Source organism: Lentzea sp. NBRC 105346 (assembly GCF_030269605.1).
GTDB lineage: Bacteria > Actinomycetota > Actinomycetes > Mycobacteriales > Pseudonocardiaceae > Lentzea.
Genome location: NZ_BSTQ01000008.1, coordinates 167,201 through 186,468, shown reverse-complemented (window position 1 = coordinate 186,468; position 19,268 = coordinate 167,201). Strand labels below are relative to the sequence as shown.

Here is a 19,268-nt window from a genome sequence, read left to right as displayed (position 1 = left end):
GTCCTGTTCTCCCAGGGCCTTTGGAACCGCGCTACCGTGATGCGCATGGTGACGCGCGTCTTCCTCGTCGACGACCACGAGATCGTCCGCCGCGGGATCGCGGATCTCCTCGAAGAGGAGTCCGATCTCGAGGTGGTCGGCGATGCAGCGAGTGTGACCGAGGCGCTCGCCAAGGTCCCCGGAGCCCAGGCCGATGTCGCGGTGCTCGACATCCGCCTGCCCGACGGCAACGGCATCGAGCTGTGCCGCGAGCTGCGCAGCCGGCTGCCCGGACTGCAGTGCCTGATGCTGACGTCCTTCGCGGACGACGAGGCGCTGTTCGACGCGATCATGGCGGGCGCGTCAGGGTTTGTGCTCAAACAGATCCTCGGCGCGGACCTCGTCAATGCCGTGCGCACGGTCGCGGCCGGGCAGTCCCTTCTCGACGCCCGCACGACGAGCGCGCTGCTCAACCGGATCCGCCGCGAACGCGAGGAGGGCGACCCGCTGCGGATGCTGTCCGAGCAGGAACGCACTGTCCTCGACCTGATCGGCGAAGGCCTCACCAACCGGCAGATCGCCGAGCGGATGTTCCTCGCCGAGAAGACGGTCAAGAACTACGTGTCGCACCTGCTGGCCAAGCTCGGCATGCAGCGCCGCACGCAGGCCGCGGTGTTCGCGAGCCAGTTCCGCAAGCCGGACGGCAAGGCTAAGTAAGCGGAACCCGCCACGTCAGGCGCGTGCCGCCGTTGGACGTCACCTCGAGGCTGCCGCCGAACCGCTCCGCGCGCTTGCTCAGGTTGAGCAACCCGCTGCGCGCGACGCCGCGCGGGATGCCGGTTCCGTTGTCCTGCACGGTGATCACGAGTTCGTCGGACGCGTCGACCGACACCGTCAGCTCGGTGGCGCCCGAGTGCCGAACGGCGTTCGTCACCGCCTCGCGCACGACGGCCTCCGCGTGCTCGCCGAGATCGGCGGGCACGGAGTTGTCAACGGTGCCGGTCATCCGCACCGCGGGCGACAGCACGCTCTCCTCGGTGAGCTCGGCGACGAGGTCGAGCAGCCTGCGGCGCAACGACGTCGTGTCCGTCGAGTGCAGGTCGAAGATGGACGTCCGGATCTCGCGCACGGTCTCGTCGAGCTGCTCCACCGCGGTGCGCAACCGTTCCTTGAGGTCCGGATCGTTCAGCCGGCGCATGGTCGCCTGCAGGTTCAGCCCCGTGACGAAGAGCCGCTGGATCACGTGGTCGTGCAGGTCGCGGGCGATCCGGTCACGGTCCTCCAGCACGTCCAGCTGACGCTGAGATCGTTGCTGCTCAACGAACTCCAGCGCGACGGCCGCCTGGTCCGCGAAGGACGCGAGCACCGGCACCTGTTCGGGCAGGAACCGGGGGCCGCCACGCACCCGCAGTGCCAACAGGACTCCCGTGATGACCGTGCCGGACCGCAGTGGAACCGCGAGCAGCGGGCCGAACCCACCGGGGGCGTCGAGATCGTCGACGAGCAACGGAACGCCGGACCGCACGACCTCGGCCGCGGCGAAGCTCGCCGGCGAGAAGTGGTCGACCCGATCGCCCGCGGAGGCCGCGACGTTCATCGGCGTGTGCTGCTCGTCGCCGAGCACGATGAGAGCGCTGTCAGCCGCCGCCAGCTCGACCGTTCGTTGCGCGATCAACCGCAGCGCGTGGTCGCCGGATGCGCCGCCGAGCAGCTCGGAGTTGATCTCGCCGATGGCCTCGAGCCACCGTTCACGCATGCGTGAACGTTCGAAAAGTCGTGCGTTCTCAATAGCCACACCGGCCGCGGCGGCCAATGCCTGCAGCACGGCCTCGTCGTCCGCCGTGAACTCGGAGGAGTCGATCTTCTCCGTCATGTAGAGGTTGCCGAACACCTCGTCGCGCACCCGCACGGGCACGCCGAGGAAGCTGTGCATCGGCGGATGGTTCGGCGGGAATCCAACTGACATCTCGTGCTGTGCCAGGTCCCGCAACCGGATCGGCGTCGGATCCTTGATCAACGCGCCGAGCAGCCCCTTGCCCTCGGGCAGATGTCCCATTTTGGCGCGGGTTTCGTCGTCGACGCCGACGTGGACGAACTCCGACAGGTCGTCGCGCGTGCCCAGCACGCCCAGCGCGCCGTACCGCGCGCCGACCAGGTCCGTTGCAGCCTGCACGATTCGCTGCAGCGTGGAGTCCAGCTCCAGCCCCGATCCCACGGCCAGGACGGCACCCAGGAGCTCCTGCATGTGGTCCCTGGTCGTGACGATCTCGTCCATGCGGTCGCGCACCTCGCCGAGCAGCTCGTCGAGGCCACGCCGGCGCAGATGACCGCCGACGCCCCTCCCGAATCGTCCCGACATACGACCGGCCATGCTCCACAGCGTGGCACGCCACACCGATCTCTACCAACAACGGCCCTACCAAAAGGGGACCTTCGACCGTGGCTGCCAGAGGCTCCCGATCGGACAGTGGGTACATGACTATGGCGGCGACTCCTGCGCTCGGGCTGGCGAGCGAGGACGTGCGAGGTGTACTCGCGCTTGCTTCCCCCGACGCGCACTGCAGGTTCGTCGTCCGCCCCGAACAGATCGAACTGCACACAACTTTTCCGCACAGTCGTGAGGGCAGGCTGGCCTGCGGAGCCGCCCTGCTGAACGTGCGGCTGGCGTTGCAAGGTCACGGCGTGCGGCCGCTCGTGACGCTGCTGCCCGGCCCGAGCGCGGGCAACGCCGCCGCCGTCGTCCGGCTCGGGGGCCACCAGGACCCGAGCCCGGACGTGCTGGCACTGCTGCACGCCCTGCGCACACATCGGAGGTCCTGGTCGGCCACCACCCGCGGTCTGGGCGGCCACCGCGGCGTGCTCGCCCGCGCGGCCGAGGTCGAACGCGCGTGGCTGCACCCGATGGGCAACACCACTTCGGACATCGTCGTGTGCTCGTTCTCCGACGGCGCGGCGGCCGAGCTGCGCGCCGGTCAGGCGACCCAGCGGGTGGTGCTGACCGCGGCGACCGTCGGGGTGTCGCTCGTGCCGGTTTCGCACACCACGTGCCTGTCCGCCCTGCGGGCGGACCTGCGCCCCTGCCTGGGCAGCACCCTGGTCCCGCAGACCGTGCTGCGGGTCAGCGCCGCCTAGGACACAGGGATGAGGATCGCGCCGGGCCGAGCCACGCGGGGGTGACACGTGGCGCGGCCGGGCGCGATCCGTCGCACTCGCACCACGCGGGAGCCCCACGACGCACACCACGCCACGCGGGAACCCCACGACGCACACCACGCCACACGGGAGCCCCACGACGCATGTCACGCCACACGGGGCTCCCGCGTGGCGTGACAACACCGGGCTCCCGCTATGTGGTGATGAACTTGTCCGGCTCGGCCACCGGCGACTCGACCAGCAGGTTCTTGTACTCGTCCTCAATGCCCTTGTTGTGGATCTGAATGGCCAGCGGAGCCACGCGGCCCGCCGGTTCCTTCTTGTCCTCGAACTTCAGGACCTCGGTCGCCTTGCACTTCGTGGCGTTCTCCGGAAGCGGGCAGCACGCCATGCGGGCGATACCGGTCACGTGGTTGGCGAGAATTTCACACTGCGCCCACTTGTGGATGTCCCACTTGGGGTGCGGATAGCGCGTGAACAGGCCTTTACCGCCGTTGTTGTGGCCGGGCCGGTAATCCCACGAGCCGCCGTTGGGCGGCTGGAACTGGATGGCACCGAGGCCGTTCAGCGCCGGCGTCTGGATCTTGCCCCAGATCAACACGGTCGGCTGGTGGTTGCCGGAGACCTGGCGCACGTGGAATATCCAGCGGAAACTGCCGTACTGCTGCTTGTTGTAGTACAGCCAGCCGCGGGTCGCGTCCTTCTGGCTGTGGATCGCGCCGTTCTTGACGACGAACATCTTGTCGGCGTGGGCGGTCCATCCGTCCAGCGTCTTGCCGTCGAAAATGGGAACGAGCTTCGGTTCCGCGGCACCGGCCGCCGGCAGCGCCGCGCCGACGAGCAGCGCGAATGCGACGGTGAGCATCCACAATGGACGACGAATCATATTACCGTCCTCTGAAGGAATTTCTCAGCGACGGTGAGACCAAGGCTAGAAGCAAGTCATCGGATCAGTCAACGCCAGTCAACCGATTGACCCTGTTTCTGAAAACGGACATCACGGCCGCACCGCCCGCCAGACCAGCCGCCCCAGCTCGACGTGACAGATGTCGTTGTGCGCGCCGGCGATGCCGTCCCTCGTGGCCACGACCGCCCGCGCGTCGATGTTGTGCACCCGGCCCGGCGCCAGGTCCCCGACCGAACGCAGGTCGACATGGTCGACCAGATCGATCCCCGGCCCGCGCACGCCGTGTGCGCCGATCGCGCCGTACTTCGGCAGCCTTCCAGGGGCGAAGTCGACCTGCCGGCCCGACCGCGCGCCGAGCGGATAGAAACGGCATACGGCATTGTCGAACGGCGACGTCGTGACCAGCACCGGACCGGTGACACGCCGGTCGCCGACGACGGACCGGAAGTAGCCCGCGTGGCCGCGGTCCTCGGGGATGTCCGAGCAGTACGACCACAACGACATCGCGCCCTGGATGAGCGCCATGGTGGCTACCGGACGGTCCGCCCGCATCGCCGCGCCGGACATCACGATGCACCCGAAACTGTGGCCCATCAGGTGAATCCGGGCCTGCGGCGCCGCCCGCTGCAGGTCGCGGACCAGGGCCGCCGCGCCGCCCTCGCCGAACGTGCGGGCCCGCTTCTTCATCTTCCAGAACGTCAGCACGCGCAACGGATCCAGCAGGCCGCCGAAGGAGAAGCCGCCGAACGAGGCCGCGTCGTCCAGCAGGCAGCCCTGGTAGAGCTGCTCGGCGTCGAACGGCGCCCGGTCGTGCTCGTCGGGCAGGTCGGGATCCGCGGCCTCCAGGAAGTCGTACGCCTCGCGAACCCGCGGCGGCAGCACGTCGGGCGCCGCGTCCTCCATCGCCGCGTCGACGATCGTGCGGACGGCCGCCTGCCGGGCCGCTCCCCCGCCGAGCAGCCGAGCACTCTCCGCCACGAAGGACATCGACCCGATCTCTTCGTCACCCCACGCCTTGCTCGGCCAGTGCAACCCGATCAGCAGCGACTTGAACCCGCCGGGCGAGTTGTGCGCGTGCTCGCGTTCGGCGCGGCAGTCGGCCATGGTGCCGAGCCACTTGCCGTACTGCTCGCGCGCCGCGGGCACGTCGCCCATCCAGCCGTGGCTGAACAGGAAGATGTCGGTGACGCCGTTCTGCGCCTCCCGCACCACGTCGCGGCTGTCGCCACCCCGTTCGCGACCGTCCTCGTCGTAGGCGAGCAGGTGGTAGCGGACGTCGTCGTGGCCGGGAACGGTTTCTCTCGACATCGGGGCCTCTCCTTCACGCGCGCACGGCGGGATCGCCGAGCACCACGTAGTCGCGTGCGTCGTTGCTCGCGGTCCACAGCCACGCGAGCATGCGGTCGTCGATGAGCTTGTCGTCGTCGCGCGCGGCGTCGAGCTCGGTGGCGAGCTGCGTCGCGATGGACGCCCAGCGCGAGTTCATCGCCTCCATGGCGTTGCCCAGCCGGTGTCCTTTGTGGATGTCCAGCATGGTGCCGACCATCGAGGTGATCTGCGCCTTGGCACCCTTCCAGAGGAAGGAGTAACCCCACGCGCGATCCACGTGCCCGACGAAACCCAGCAGCCCCAGGGAAAGCAGCTTCTTCGGCAGGCTGGACACGTACGGCTGGTCCGGATAACCCGCGCTGTAGCAGGCGAACGAGAACACGATCCTCGTCGCGAGCGGTGCGACCACGTCGGCCGCGGACAGGTAGTGCGCGGGGTCGACCTCGCGCGCCACTGCGAGCGGGCCGGGCCAGTCCTGGCACACCAGCGATCCCTGGATCTCTTTGATCGCACCGTGTTCGCTGCCGAGACCGTGGGTCGCGGTGAACAGCACGGGCGGCCCGTCCTCGAGGAGCCCGGCCAACCGCGCCTTCGTCGCCACCGGACCGATGTCGCTGCTGACAACGTCCGCCGACGACCGGCTCGCGAGCTGGTCGGCGAGCGGCTGCACCAGCCTGCTCGCGCTGAGCGCCGTGGCGGTGTCACCGGCATTGCGCGTGCCGAACAGGTGCACGGCCGGCCGCGAGAACGCCCGCTCCTCCGCGACACACACGGCCTCGGCATACGCGGCGTACTCAGAAGGTGTGTCGAGGTCGATCCGGCCGACCGCGTAGTCGACGTCGAGCTGGTACTGGAACGGAAACGAGATCGCGGTCGGTGGTCCGACGATGAGCAGGTAGTACGGCACCACGTTCGGGTCGGCCGGGCCCGGTCCCATGCCGTTGCGCATCAGGAAGTCGCTGACGCTCTCGCCCCGCCGCACGAAGTACCGGTGGAACCGGCGTCCCGCGTCCCGCTCACGCAGGCGCAGCAACGGTTCCAGCGCGGTCACCACCTCGGGCGAGACGTCCTCCGGGAACAGCACGCCCCAGCCGGTCTGCGCCAGATCGTCCGGGTCGTCGACGAAGAGCACGCCGAACGTCGCCTCGTTCAGCATGTCGCGACGACGCATGCCGCGCAGGAACGCGGACTTCGTGTCCGTCTCCTGCGCGAGCCTGGCCACCGCGGACGGACCCATCCGCGGGAACAGGTACCCGCCGGTGTGTGCGTCCACTCCGTTGAAGGCGACCATGGTTCACGCTCCCGTGGCCAGCAGCACGATGATCACCACGAGCTCGATCGCGGCGATCGCGGCGAGGATGCGCAACTGGTTCTTGTGCAGCTTCGCGCTCGACAGGTCGCCCGCCAGCTGGAACGACTCGCGCAGGAAGTCCTGCTCGTGCCGCAGCAGCCCCTTGGTGTTCACCGGCGGCGCGTAGGCGAGCTTCGCCTTGGGCAGCAGGAACTTGACCTGCCGGCCCCGCCGCTTCCACTCGTAGGCGGCGACCTGCCAGCTGTCGAGGTTCTGCAGCTGCCACGCCCGGTTGTTCTCCAGCACCGCGGCGACGAGCCGGTCGTGCGACAGCTCGTACCACTTGGTGCCGCCGCGGGTGTCGCTGCGGATCAGGTAGGCGTCTTCCAGGCGGTCCAGCACCCGCGTGCCGCCCACCGGGCCGGCCGTGGTCTGCCTGCGCCTGCCGTTGTCGGTCAGTTCCTCCTCGAACCAGTCCCGCAGATCGCGTTCGGGCACGCCGAACTCGGCCTCGACGTCGTCGAGGGCCTGGTCGTAGTACTTGCCCAGCGCGGAGTCGATGTCGGCGTCCCGCGCGTCTCCGACCGTGATGGTCGTGGCCCCCTCGCCGTGCGCGGACCGCCAGTCCTCCCACAGCTGACGGCACACGACCTGCAGCTGGAACGGTTCGACGCACGTGTCGCCGGCCAGCCGGTCGACGAGCACCATCGCCGCGTCGTCGGTGAACGTGATTCCCGTGTCCTGGGCCGGTTTCTGGACGGCGTCCAGCGCGTCCTGCTTGTCCAGCAGGTCGAGCCGGTAGCGCACGCGCAGCTCGCCCGGCAGGTACCGCAGGTACCGGTCCAGCGCGCCCAGGTAGTCCTCGCGGATCGCGAGCAACGCCCACAGTGAGCACTCCTGCAGCGCGTCGCCCAGCTCGGCGAAGAACTGCTCCTTCGCGTCCAGGCCCGCCGGGTCGAGCGTCAGCGTCTCCTCCAGCTGGTCGAGGATCAGCACCCGGCGCCCCGAGTCACCCAGCGCCTCGCACAGCACCTGGCTCAGCGTCATCGCCGCGAGCTCGTCGGGGTCGTGTTTCTTGCGCCCCAGCAGGTCGAGTGCCAGCGCGTAGCTGAACCGGTTGCGCGGCTGGATACCGGTCGGCTTCGGGCACTCCACCCGCAACGCCTTCGTCGGCCGGAATTTCTCCTGTTCCAGCAGCTTCAACACCGACGCCTGGATCAGCGAGGTCTTGCCCGCGCCGGACGGAGCGTGCAGCAGCACCACCCGTTCGGCCATCAGCAGGTTCGTCAGCTCCGTCGCCTCGCGCTGCCGGTTGGGCAGCGTCTCGGTGTCCCGGAAGGCCCTCGGTCCCACATAGGGGTTGTCCGCGCTCATACCGCCAGCCCCGTCCGGTCGCGCAGGTCGGCCAGGAACGTCCTGGCGTCGCTCCAGAAGATGTGCACGTTGCTCAGCGACGACTCCAGATACCGTTGCGCCGCCTCGGGTTCGATGACGTCGACGTCCGGCATGAGCTGAACGCCGACGTGCGGGTAGTCGTCGCGCAACTGCGCCCCGCCGAACGTCTGGATGCTCTGGTAGAGCACCTGGAAGTCCCACTCGCGCAGCTGGTAGCCGACGAACAAGAGCGAACGGTTCGTCAGGCTCAGCGACAGCGTGGGCAACAGTTTCGACATTGTCGGACGCCGTTCGATCCACGCGCTGAGCCACGCGAAGTAGTCGTCCTCGGTCAGCACCAGGGAGTCCGGCCGGTCGAGCCGGCCGAACAGGTGGCACACCCACGGACTGTCCACTGTGGGCAATGGCCACTTCTGGACGTCCTTGTCGTCCAGGTCGAGCCACTTGCCGTCGCCGGACCACGGGAAGCACAGCGTGCGCGGCTCCTTGCCCCGTTCCCGCATCGCGTCCTGCAGCAGGTTCGTCCAGCCGGTCGTGAAGTACACCTTCGACCGCAGCGCGGACACCACGCGGTACGGGTCGTCCGGGTCCTCGGCCCGCGTGCGCCGACCGATCTCGTGGATGATCGGCAGCGGGTTGCGGCACGTCAGCAGGTTCTCCGGCAGACCGTGGAAGGCGTCGCCCTCCTTCGCGATCTCGACACGTTCCAGCAGGTCGTCGAGCAGGTACTTGCGGAGGTAGGCGCGCACGACGGCCGGTTTGCGCCCGACCCGCAGGTACTGCGCGACCTGGGCGAGATTCGTCCGCCCGAACGGCGCGATGGGCATCTGCCAGCGCCGCACCCACCGCTGCGCGATTTCCGAACGGGAGCCGACAATGCCGTCCGCGAGCCCCGGCCCGAGCACCGGGGTGACCTCTTCCATCGCCATTACCGCGCCGATGTCCTCCCACACCGTGTCGGAGACCGAGGTGACCGACGGCTGGTAGGCACGGCCGGACCTCAGCCGGGAGAACAGCACCGGCGCCCACCAGTCCGGCCGATCGCGGACGGCCCTGCGGGCGACGGCCACCGCGCGGTCCACGACCGGCTGCTCGCGGAAGGCGCTGAAGAACGCGGTCGCGAAGTCCTGCGCGGTCTTCATGGTGACCTCGCCCTGCATCGCGATCACGGCGGGAATCCCGGCGCCGGACAGCCGCGGACCGAGCCCACCCAGAACGACGTTCCCCATTGCCGACTGACAGGACAACAGGATCGACAATGTCGGACGCCGTTCGACACCGCGCACCCGCTCGGCGAGCCGCAGCCCGTCCACGCGCGCGTACTTCCCGTCCGGCCCCTCCAGCACGAGGTGCGCCTCGCCGTCCACCCATCGGCCGTGCGCGACCAGGTAGAGAACTTCGTAGTGGTGCTTCTCCAACTGTTCGGCGATCCGGGCGAGGCTCGCCTCGCCACCCCCGCAGAGCACGTCGACGCTGTAACCCTGCAACGCGGCCAGCGCCCGTGCCCGTTCACCCGCGGCGTCGACGTCGGCGAGCCGGTATTGCGCGAGGTCGTCCGGCGCCGCGATCACGACGAGCGCCCGATGACCGGGGCTGGTGGTGAGCGTGATCGGCCGCCAGTCCTCGCTGCTCAGGTACCGGGAGAACAGGACGTTGTCCATCGTGGCGATGGGCGGGCCGTCCGCGCCGGGCGCGCGCACCGACTCCCAGCGCAGGTTGTGGAACCGCGCCGGGCCGTGCACGTGCAGCCGCAGGTGCAACGGCTCCCCGCCGGCCGCGATCAGCGCCTTCTCGTAGAACTCGACGACCTTGTCGTGAGCGAACAGCATTCGAGATAGTCGAACGCCGTACGCCGGTTCGTCGTCCCCAACGGCCGCGAGCGCCTGTTCGTCGATCCGGACGCCGTCGTTGACGTGATCGAGCCGGTCGTCACTGCCGGGTGCGACCAGCCGGAGACTGACCTCGAAGTTCTCCCGGTCGTCGTCCCAGACCAGGCCCAGTTCCATGTCGGCAGCCATGACTCACCGTCCAGCACGCGGTTCGAGCGACCGCGTATCAACAGGTGTCGTCAAGGGTGCCGCGAGATACGCCCAACCCCAATCAGGGCACCGGCATTCACCCGAACGCCGATGCCTCCATTCGTCCTAGATGTTGTGGCGGCACTGGCCGCCGACCTCGAAGAAGGGCTCCGCGATCTGTCCCAGCGCGCACACCCGCGCGGCATCGATCAACAAGGCGAACACACTGGCACCCGACTGAGCCGCCCACGTAGCCCCGCCAGCGCCCGTCCGCCAACGCCCGGTGCACCGCCTGAAACGCCCACGTCCGCTCGCCCCGCAACGGCCCCCGCCTGAGCCGCCTCACGCAACGCCGCCAGCGCCCCGTCCGCCCTAGATGTTGCGCCGGTACTGACCGCCCACCTCGAAGAACGCCTCCGTGATCTGCCCCAGCGTGCACACCCGCGCCGCATCCATCAACACCGCGAACACATTGGCACCCGACTGAGCCGCCTCCCGGAGCGCCGCCAGCGCCTCGTCCGCCTCCGCCCGGTGCGCCGCCTGGAAAGCCCGCGTGCGCTCGACCTGCGAGGCCTTCTCCTCCTCGGTCGCGCGAGCCAGCTCGATCGTGACGTGCTCGTCGTCGGTGTGCTCCGGCAGGAACGTGTTGACGCCGATGAGCGGCAGCGACCCGTCGTGCTTGCGCTGCTCGTAGAGCATCGACTCGTCCTGGATGCGGCCACGCTGGTAGCCGGTCTCCATCGCGCCGAGCACGCCGCCGCGTTCGGAGATGCGGTCGAACTCGGCGAGCACGGCCTCCTCGACCAGGTCGGTCAGTTCGTCGATGACGAACGAACCCTGCAGCGGGTTCTCGTTCATCGACAGGCCCCACTCCTTGTTGATGATCATCTGGATGGCCATCGCACGGCGGACGCTGGACTCGGTCGGCGTGGTGATCGCCTCGTCGTAGGCGTTGGTGTGCAAGGAGTTGCAGTTGTCGTATAGCGCGCACAGCGCCTGCAGCGTGGTGCGGATGTCGTTGAAGTTCATCTCCTGCGCGTGCAGCGACCGGCCCGAGGTCTGCACGTGGTACTTGAACTTCTGCGAACGTTCCGCGGCGCCGTAGCGGTCGCGCATCGCGACGGCCCAGATCCGGCGGGCCACGCGGCCGATGACGCTGTACTCGGCGTCCATGCCGTTGGAGAAGAAGAACGACAGGTTGGGCGCGAAGTCGTCGATGTTCATGCCGCGCGCCAGGTACGACTCGACGTAGGTGAAACCGTTGGCGAGCGTGAAGGCCAGCTGGCTGATCGGGTTCGCCCCGGCCTCGGCGATGTGGTAGCCGGAGATCGACACCGAGTAGAAGTTGCGGACCTGGTTCTGGATGAACCACTCCTGGATGTCGGCCATCATCCGCAGCGAGAACTCGGTGGAGAAGATGCAGGTGTTCTGGCCCTGGTCCTCCTTGAGGATGTCCGCCTGCACCGTGCCGCGCACGTGCTGCAGCGCGAACGCCTTGAGCTGCTCATACTCGGCCTCGTCCGGCACGCGGCCGTGCTCGTCCTCGAACTTGTCGACCTGCTGGTCGATCACGGTGTTGAGGAAGTACGCGAGGATCGTCGGCGCCGGGCCGTTGATCGTCATCGACACCGACGTCGTGGGCGCGACGAGGTCGAAGCCGTCGTAGAGGGCCTTCATGTCGTCCAGCGACGCGATCGAGACGCCCGAGGTGCCGATCTTGCCGTAGACGTCCGGCGGGGTGTCCGGGTCACGGCCGTACAGCGTGACCGAGTCGAACGCCGTGGACAGGCGCGTCGCCGGGTTGCCGTGCGAGAGGTACTTGAATCGCTTGTTGGTGCGGAACGCATCGCCCTCGCCGGCGAACATGCGCGCCGGGTCCTCGCCGTCGCGCTTGAACGGGAACACGCCCGCGGTGAACGGGAAGAAGCCGGGCAGGTTCTCCTTGCGCAGGAAACGCAGCAGGGATCCCTCGTCGTCGTAACGCGGCAGGCTGACGCGGCGGACCTTGTTGCCGGACAAGGTCTCCTTGGTCAGCTTGGTGTGGATCTCCTTGTCGCGCACGTGGAAGACGAGCTCGTCGCCCTCGTACTGCTCCTTGGTCTGCCGCCACGCGGCGAGCACGCGTTCGGTGTCGCGGTCGATCTGCTCGTACGCGGCCTGGGCAAGCTCTGCGATGTCCACAGTGGACTTACCGGCGGTGTCCAGCGCCTTGCGGGCGTTCTCCAGCTCGGTGTGCCGCTTGACGGCGCCGACCTGCTCGTCGGTCCGGCGGTGGTAGGCCCGCACGGTGTCGGCGATGTCGCTGAGGTAGCGGGCGCGCTGCGGCGGCACGACCGTCGACGCGCTGGTCGAGACCTTGGTGTCGACGTGCGGGAGCACGCCCTCCTCGACGTGCAGGCCGTGCTCGACGAGGCCGCTCCTGAGGAACTGGTAGAGCGCGGTGACGCCATCGTCGTTGAACGTGGCGGCGCTGGTACCGAAGACCGGCATGTCCTCCCACTTGGCGCCGAACGCCTCGCGGTTGCGCACCAGCTGCCTGCTGACGTCGCGCCGCGCGTCCTCGGCGCCGCGGCGTTCGAACTTGTTGATCGCCACGGCGTCGGCGAAGTCCAGCATGTCGATCTTCTCGAGCTGCGACGCGGCGCCGAACTCCGGCGTCATCACGTACAGCGAGAAGTCCACGAACGGCACGATCGCCGCGTCGCCCTGGCCGATGCCGGGCGTCTCGACGATGACGAGGTCCGCGCCGGACGCCTTGCACGCCTGGATGGCGTCGTTGAGCCCGTCCGGGGTCTCGCTCCCGGCCTGCCGCGTGGCCATGGAGCGGAAGAAGACGTGGTCGCCGTCCAGGCAGTTCATCCGGATGCGGTCGCCGAGCAGCGCGCCGCCGCCCCGCCGGCGCGTCGGGTCGATCGCGAGCACGGCGATCTTGAGCTTGTCCTGCTGGTCGAGCCGGAAGCGGCGGACCAGCTCGTCGGTCAGCGACGACTTGCCCGAGCCGCCCGTGCCGGTGATGCCGAGGACGGGCACCTTCCGCTCGGTCCTGAACTCCTGCGGCTTCCCGGCCTCGATGAGCGTGATCGCGCGGGCCAGCGCGTCGTCCGCCCCGGTGTAGAGGGCGTCGGCGTGGTACGGCCGCGTGCTGAGGTCGTAGTCGCATGCCTCGATCATCGAGTTGATCATCTTGGCGAGGCCGAGCGTCTGTCCGTCGTGCGGCGAGAAGATCTTCGCGACGCCACGGCTGTGCAGCAGCTCGATCTCCTCGGGGACGATGACGCCACCGCCACCGCCGAACACCTTGATGTGGCCGGCGCCGCGCTCGTTCAGCAGCTCGACGAGATACGAGAAATACTCGACGTGCCCGCCCTGGTAAGCGCTGATGGCGACACCCTGTGCGTCCTCCTGGATGGCCGCGTCGACGACCTCCTTGACGCTCCGGTTGTGGCCGAGGTGGATCACCTCGGCGCCCTGCGACTGCAGGATCCGCCGCATGATGTTGATGGCCGCGTCGTGCCCGTCGAACAGGCTGGAGGCGGTCACGAAGCGCACGGGGTTCACCGGCCGGTGCAAGCTCATGAGAATAGTTTGACTTCCTACTATTGGACGTGCAACCAGGGGTGGTTCACGTCTCTGAATCGTGGTAGCACTTGTCCCCCGGATGGACCAATATCTGACCCATGAGTCAACGTGTCGCGGTGACCGGAGGCAGCGGCAAGCTCGGCCGCGCGGTCGTCAGTCATCTGCTCGAATCCGGCTGGGAAGTGCACAACCTCGACCTGGTGCCGTCCGCCGCGTGCGACCACACGCGGGTCGACCTGACCGAGTACGGCCAGGTCGTCGAGGCGCTGACCTCGATCGACGACCGCTACTCGGGGTTGGACGCGGTCGTGCACCTGGCCGCGATCCCCGGCCCCGGCGTGGCGCCGAACGCCGCGACCTTCGCGAACAACGTGGTGTCGACCTACAACGTCTTCGCCGCGGCCAGGCTGGCCGGCGTCCGCAACGTGGTGTGGGCGTCCAGCGAGACCGTGCTGGGCCTGCCGTTCGACACTCCCCCGCCGTACATCCCGATCGACGAGGAGTACGCGGGCCGTCCGGAGACCTCGTACTCGCTGGGCAAACTCGTGGACGAGACGATGGCGGAACAGTTCTGCCGCTGGGACCCGGCGCTGAAGATCATCGGGCTACGGTTCTCCAATGTCATGGAGGTCTCCGACTACGCGCGGTTCCCGTTCGACGCGGAACCCGCCTCACGCAAGTGGAACCTCTGGTCGTACATCGACGCGCGCGACGGCGCCCAGGCCGTGCGCCTGGCGCTCGAATACGAGTTCGCCGGCTACGACAAGTTCACCATCGCCAACGCGGACACGTGCGTGACCGTGCCGAACGCTTCTCTGGTCGAGGAGTTCTATCCGGGCGTGCCATTGAAGGGCGCCTTCGGCCCGCACGAGACGCTGTTGTCGATCGACAAGGCGCGAAGGCTGCTGGGGTTCGCGCCGCAACACTCCTGGAGGGACGCGTGAAGTACCGCAAGCTCGCCGGCATGGACGTGTCGGCGATCTGCTTGGGCTGCATGAGCTACGGCGTGCCTTCGTCGGGCACCCACCCGTGGTCGATGGACTACGACGAGGCGTTGCCGTTCTTCAAGCAGGCCCTGGACGCGGGCATCAACTTCTTCGACACCGCCAACGTCTACTCCGCGGGCACGTCCGAGGAGATCACCGGCCGGGCGCTGCTGTCGCTGGCGCGCCGCGACTCGGTCGTGATCGCGACCAAGGTCTTCGGCGGCATGTACGACGACCCCAACGGATCCGGCCTGTCCCGCAAGGCGATCTTCGCGGAGATCGACAACTCGCTGCGCCGTCTGGGCACCGACTACGTGGACCTCTACCAGATCCACCGCTTCGACCGGTCGGTTCCGCTGGAGGAGACGCTGGAAGCGCTGCACGACGTGGTGAAGGCGGGCAAGGCCCGCTACATCGGCGCGTCGTCGATGTGGGCGTGGCAGTTCGCGAAGTGCCTCTACACGCAGCGGTTGAACGGGTGGACCCGGTTCGTCTCCATGCAGAACCACTACAACCTGATCTACCGCGAGGAGGAGCGCGAGATGCTGCCCCTCTGCCAGGACCAGGACGTGGCCGTCATCCCGTGGTCACCGCTCGCGCGCGGCCGGCTCACCCGCGACTGGGACGCCACGACGGCGCGCGCGGAGACCGACGAGTTCGGCCGCAAGCTCTACCAGGACACCGACCGTCTCGTGGTGGACCGCGTGGCCGCGGTGGCCGAGGCTCGTGGCGTGCCTCGGGCGCAGGTCGCTTTGGCGTGGCTGCTCCGCAACCCGGCGATCACTTCGCCGATCATCGGAGCCACCAAGCCCGGACACATCGATGACGCGGTCGCGGCGGTGTCCCTGGAACTGTCCGACGACGAGGTCCTCGAACTCGAGCAGCCCTACGTGCCGCACGCGATCGCCGGTCACTCCTGATAGCCGACCAGCACGACGCGCTCGACATCGGTGTTGGCGGCCCGGATCGTCTCCTCGGCGATCCGGGCCGCCTCCTCCGGCGGATAGCCGTACACGCCCGTGGCGATGGCGGGGAACGCGACGCTGCGCACCCCGAGCTCGTCGGCCACTTCGAGACTGCGCCGATAACCGGAGGCCAGCACCTCGGCCTCGCCGTACCCGCCGCCTTCCCACACCGGTCCGACCGTGTGGATCACGTATTTCACGGGCGGGGCCATGTCGAAGGCGGGCGTCGCCACAGCGTCACCCGGCGCACATGGCGCCAACGCCGCCCCAGCCTCAGCGAGCCGCGGGCCCGCGGCCCGGTGAATCGCGCCGTCGACGCCACCGCCTCCGAGCAACGACTCGTTGGCGGCCGTCACGACGGCGTCGACGTGCCGACTCGCGGCCCTGGTGCACTTCGGGTTTCACGGACCGCGAACTCGGCTCAGGCCTGCCGGGCGATGGCGAAGGCGGGTTGCCCGTTGGCGTCCTCCCGAATGTCCAGGACCTTGTCGTCGAGATACCGGGCGGCCGCCGGCTCCATGATGACCTTGGCGCCCGACTCCGCGGCGATCACCTCGTCGCCGTCCGCCGGCTCGGCGACCGACAGTTCCAGCGCCGCCTGACTGTTCTCCTCGCCACGCAGGCTGAACTTCAGACCGGCGTCCGGAGTCTCGGACTTCGGGGCCTCGCTGACCAGCTCTTTGATGACTTCCGCGGCCACCGGGGTCACTTCCAGCATGACGAACCTTTCGTAGGGGACCCGGCCGGTGTTCCCCGGAATCGAGCAAGTGAACCCTCGAGGCGCATAGTTTCCGCCCAGTGATCAGCCTGCACCACGCCCACCCGATGGCGTCCGAGGCCGTCGTGCGCCGGCTCGCGAACGTGGTGTGTCCGTCACCGACGTCAGGCACGAGCCCGCACGGCTCCCACGGAATCGCCGGCGGCGAGGCCTGAGCGTGCGTGACCCCACGCCCGGCACCGCTCCACCGGATCCCACAGGTGGGCCCGAGCCATCGCGAGCAGCGGCCGAACGCACCGCAGCCGACGCGACCCCAGAACCAGGAGCGTTGAGGGACGCGTTGCGCCGATTCACCCGCCACGCTGCCCCAGGGAATTCCCGGTAAGGGCGGCCGCGCGGCCTGCCTACCCCGGCAGCGACAGCGCCACGGACACGCTCGCGTGGTGCGCCGGCCACAGGGCTCGACCGTCCGGGCCACGCGCCCACCGGCCACTCACGCCGCCGACCGCACCACCTCCCGCGCCACGTGCCCACAGTGACTGCACACCCGCTGCGTAGGCAGCGGAAACTCCGCCAGCAGCCGCCAGGCGTCCTCGAACGTCGGCGTACGCAACCCAGGCACCAGGAGACTGTCCAGCACCTCCTGCCGCCGCCGCCCCTTCTCCCGGCACCGCTCCACCGGATCCCGCAGGTGCGCCCGAGCCGCCGAGGCAGCGGCAGAACGCACCGAAGCCGACGCGGTCCCGGACCGAGGGGCGTTGAGGGACGCGTTGCGCCGGTTCACCCGCCACCACTGCCCCAGCGTCATCCCCGGTAAGGGCGGCCGCGCGAACCCCGACCCGTCGCCGGACCAGGCACGCAGCCTGGCGTGCAGAAACTCGTGCGCCACCTGGTCTCGGCCGCGCGGCCGGCCCTGGCGCGAACCGTCCGGCCGGGTGTCGACGGCCTGCAACAAAGCATCGACGCACCAGCCGGCCGCGAACCACGGGACCAGGACGACACGGATGCGGGCGAGGGCCGCATCCGCCCACGACGCGCGCGAGCAGAAGGAGGACACGGCCGCGTCGATTTCGCGGTCTGTCTCGGGTACCACCCGGCCGGGCCACTTGCGGGGGTCCAGTCGCATTTCCACTCCATCTCAAAGGCAGAACGAACATCTGTTCGAGATGGTGCCACGGGGGTCTGACAAAAACTGAAAACAGACCCCCTGACCTGCGGAAACTCAGGGAACGAGTACCGCTGCGCCACGCACGCGACCCGCTCGAAGGTCGTCCAGAGCCGACATAGCCGAGGCGAGCGGGTACTCGACGCACGAGACTTCCAAACGGCAGGAAGCGGCGAACGACAGGAACGCGTGCGCGTCCGCCCGCGTATTCGCCGTGACCGAGCGAACCTGTCGTTCGTAAAACAGGTGATCTTGATAGACCAGCGGCGGCACGTCGGTCAGGTGAATACCGGCGATCGCCAACGTCCCGCCCGGTGCCAAAGCGGCCAGGCACTGCGGCACCAAAGATCCGACCGGCGCGAACAAGATCGCGGAATCCAACCCGGACGGGGCGGAAGAAGAAGCCGAGGTAGCGCCGAGAGACAACGCGAGAGACTGAGCCTCGACCGAACGCGTGACGACGTGAACGGAAATCCCGCGCGCGATGGCCACCTGGGCGGCGAGGTGCGCGGACCCGCCGAAACCCCAGATCCCGAGGGTGCCACCGGGCGGCACGAGAGCGCGTTCCAACGCGCGGTATCCGATGATCCCCGCGCACAACAAAGGTGCCAGCTCCACATCGGAATACCCGGACGGCAACGGCAGCGCATAGGCGACGGGAACGATGGCGTACTCGGCATATCCGCCGTCGGCGTCCCATCCCGTGTACTCCGAGGACGGACAGAGGTTCTCCGCGCCACGCGAGCAGAACCGGCACGAACCACAGGTGTGCCGCAGCCACGGAATTCCCACCCGTGTACCGACCGGAAAGGCCGAGGAACCGACGACCACGGAACCGACCACCTCGTGGCCGGGCGTCACGCGAGGACGGTGGACCGGCAGGTCACCGTCCACAACGTGCAGGTCCGTCCGGCACACCCCGGAGGCGAGCACGCGCACCAGCAGTTCGCCGGGTCCGGGCGAGGGGACCTCGACGGTGCACGCCTCCAACGGCGCGGTACGCCACGCGAGCATGGCCGTGAACCTACGCTGATCCGATGACCGCACACGAGGAGCCACACGAGGAAGTCAGCGGCGACCGGATGAACTGGCTGCGCGCGGGCGTCCTGGGCGCGAACGACGGCATCGTGTCGACCGCGAGCCTCGTCGTGGGCGTCGCCGGCGCCACCACGGCGCTGTCGCAGATCGTCGTCGCGGGACTCGCCGGGCTGTTCGCGGGCGCGATGTCCATGGCGTCCGGCGAGTACGTGAGCGTGTCGAGCCAGCGCGACGCCGAGAAGGCGTTGCTCGCGCAGGAGAAGCGCGAGCTGAAGGAGATGCCCGAGGAGGAGCTCGCGGAGCTCACCGAGATCTACCGGGACAAGGGCCTGACCGAGGAGACGGCCCGCGAGGTCGCCACCCAGCTCACCGAGCACGACGCGCTCGCCGCGCACGCCGACGCCGAGCTGGGCATCGACCCGGAGGAGCTGACGAACCCGTGGGGCGCCGCGATCGCCAGCTTCATCAGCTTCACGATCGGCGCCCTCCTGCCGCTCGTGGCGATCGTGCTGTCCCCGGTCTCGCTGCGGGTCCCGATCACCGTCGTGGCCGCGGTGCTCACGCTGGCGCTCACCGGCGCGATCAGCGCGCGGTTCAGCGGCGCGCCGCGCACACGGGCGGTCGTGCGCAACATCGTGGGCGGCCTCATCGCCATGGGGGTCACCTACGGAATCGGTTCTCTGGTCGGTCAGGCCGTGTGAACCGAGAAAGTGAATGCACCTTTCGCTTAATCCGGCTCGCCTGG

Annotated in this window: 17 protein-coding genes; 6 read left to right on the top strand and 11 right to left on the bottom strand. The window is 68.8% G+C overall.

What is annotated here, in order from left to right:
* Positions 1–45: 45 nt before the first annotated feature.
* Positions 46–696, top strand: coding sequence for a response regulator transcription factor (locus QSK35_RS19115; RefSeq protein ID WP_285747950.1), 651 nt, complete (start codon positions 46–48; stop codon positions 694–696).
* Here the strand turns inward: QSK35_RS19115 and QSK35_RS19110 are convergent.
* The gene (locus QSK35_RS19110) at positions 689–2,338 is read right to left on the bottom strand and encodes a sensor histidine kinase (RefSeq protein ID WP_285748290.1); all 1,650 of its coding nucleotides are present in this window, start codon (positions 2,336–2,338) and stop codon (positions 689–691) included. The two genes, QSK35_RS19115 and QSK35_RS19110, sit on opposite strands and share 8 nt — an antisense overlap.
* A gap of 116 nt (positions 2,339–2,454) precedes the next feature.
* Between QSK35_RS19110 and QSK35_RS19105 the strand changes: the two genes are divergently transcribed.
* On the top strand, positions 2,455–3,111 hold the full coding sequence (locus QSK35_RS19105; protein ID WP_285747948.1) for a hypothetical protein: 657 nt from the start codon (positions 2,455–2,457) through the stop codon (positions 3,109–3,111).
* A gap of 214 nt (positions 3,112–3,325) precedes the next feature.
* Here the strand turns inward: QSK35_RS19105 and QSK35_RS19100 are convergent, their stop codons facing one another.
* From QSK35_RS19100 to icmF, 6 genes are all read right to left on the bottom strand, one after another.
* Entirely contained in the window at positions 3,326–4,018 is a 693-nt protein-coding gene (locus QSK35_RS19100; RefSeq protein ID WP_285747946.1) for a 3-keto-alpha-glucoside-1,2-lyase-like domain-containing protein, read from the bottom strand.
* A 111-nt stretch (positions 4,019–4,129) separates the two neighbouring features.
* Complete coding sequence (locus QSK35_RS19095) at positions 4,130–5,347, bottom strand: alpha/beta hydrolase (RefSeq protein WP_285747944.1); 1,218 nt, start codon at positions 5,345–5,347, stop codon at positions 4,130–4,132.
* 13 nt (positions 5,348–5,360) lie between these two features.
* A complete protein-coding gene (locus QSK35_RS19090; RefSeq protein ID WP_285747942.1) occupies positions 5,361–6,659 on the bottom strand; it encodes a hypothetical protein in 1,299 nt (432 codons plus the stop codon).
* A gap of 3 nt (positions 6,660–6,662) precedes the next feature.
* Entirely contained in the window at positions 6,663–8,033 is a 1,371-nt protein-coding gene (locus QSK35_RS19085) for an ATP-binding protein (RefSeq protein ID WP_285747940.1), read from the bottom strand.
* Complete coding sequence (locus QSK35_RS19080) at positions 8,030–10,072, bottom strand: CHAT domain-containing protein (RefSeq protein WP_285747938.1); 2,043 nt, start codon at positions 10,070–10,072, stop codon at positions 8,030–8,032. Before QSK35_RS19080 ends, QSK35_RS19085 begins: the two co-directional genes overlap by 4 nt.
* A gap of 372 nt (positions 10,073–10,444) precedes the next feature.
* On the bottom strand, positions 10,445–13,648 hold the full coding sequence (gene icmF / locus QSK35_RS19075; RefSeq protein ID WP_502881680.1) for a fused isobutyryl-CoA mutase/GTPase IcmF: 3,204 nt from the start codon (positions 13,646–13,648) through the stop codon (positions 10,445–10,447).
* Positions 13,649–13,749: 101 nt separating this feature from the next.
* Here icmF and QSK35_RS19070 point away from each other — a divergent pair, with 101 nt between their 5' ends.
* Together QSK35_RS19070 and QSK35_RS19065 are read left to right on the top strand one after the other, a co-directional pair.
* Positions 13,750–14,595 (top strand): NAD-dependent epimerase/dehydratase family protein, encoded by an 846-nt coding sequence (locus tag QSK35_RS19070; RefSeq protein ID WP_285747937.1) that lies wholly within the window; start codon positions 13,750–13,752, stop codon positions 14,593–14,595.
* Positions 14,592–15,557, top strand: coding sequence for an aldo/keto reductase (locus QSK35_RS19065; RefSeq protein WP_285747936.1), 966 nt, complete (start codon positions 14,592–14,594; stop codon positions 15,555–15,557). The genes QSK35_RS19070 and QSK35_RS19065 overlap by 4 nt, the downstream gene beginning before the upstream one ends.
* Here QSK35_RS19065 and QSK35_RS19060 read toward each other — a convergent pair.
* Complete coding sequence (locus tag QSK35_RS19060) at positions 15,548–15,958, bottom strand: macro domain-containing protein (RefSeq protein ID WP_285747935.1); 411 nt, start codon at positions 15,956–15,958, stop codon at positions 15,548–15,550. The genes QSK35_RS19065 and QSK35_RS19060 overlap by 10 nt on opposite strands.
* Before the next feature lie 65 nt (positions 15,959–16,023).
* The gene (locus QSK35_RS19055; protein WP_285747933.1) at positions 16,024–16,320 is read right to left on the bottom strand and encodes an iron-sulfur cluster biosynthesis protein; all 297 of its coding nucleotides are present in this window, start codon (positions 16,318–16,320) and stop codon (positions 16,024–16,026) included.
* 80 nt (positions 16,321–16,400) lie between these two features.
* Here QSK35_RS19055 and QSK35_RS19050 point away from each other — a divergent pair, with 80 nt between their 5' ends.
* A complete protein-coding gene (locus tag QSK35_RS19050) occupies positions 16,401–16,535 on the top strand; it encodes a hypothetical protein (protein WP_285747931.1) in 135 nt (44 codons plus the stop codon).
* A gap of 278 nt (positions 16,536–16,813) precedes the next feature.
* Here the strand turns inward: QSK35_RS19050 and QSK35_RS19045 are convergent, their stop codons facing one another.
* On the bottom strand, positions 16,814–17,446 hold the full coding sequence (locus QSK35_RS19045; RefSeq protein ID WP_285747929.1) for a hypothetical protein: 633 nt from the start codon (positions 17,444–17,446) through the stop codon (positions 16,814–16,816).
* A 96-nt stretch (positions 17,447–17,542) separates the two neighbouring features.
* Positions 17,543–18,499 carry a zinc-binding alcohol dehydrogenase family protein gene (locus QSK35_RS19040; RefSeq protein WP_285747928.1) on the bottom strand — a complete coding sequence of 319 codons (957 nt, stop codon included), beginning with the start codon at positions 18,497–18,499 and terminating at the stop codon, positions 17,543–17,545.
* A gap of 23 nt (positions 18,500–18,522) precedes the next feature.
* Here QSK35_RS19040 and QSK35_RS19035 point away from each other — a divergent pair, with 23 nt between their 5' ends.
* Entirely contained in the window at positions 18,523–19,224 is a 702-nt protein-coding gene (locus QSK35_RS19035) for a VIT1/CCC1 transporter family protein (protein ID WP_285747927.1), read from the top strand.
* The last annotated feature ends 44 nt before the right edge of the window (positions 19,225–19,268 follow it).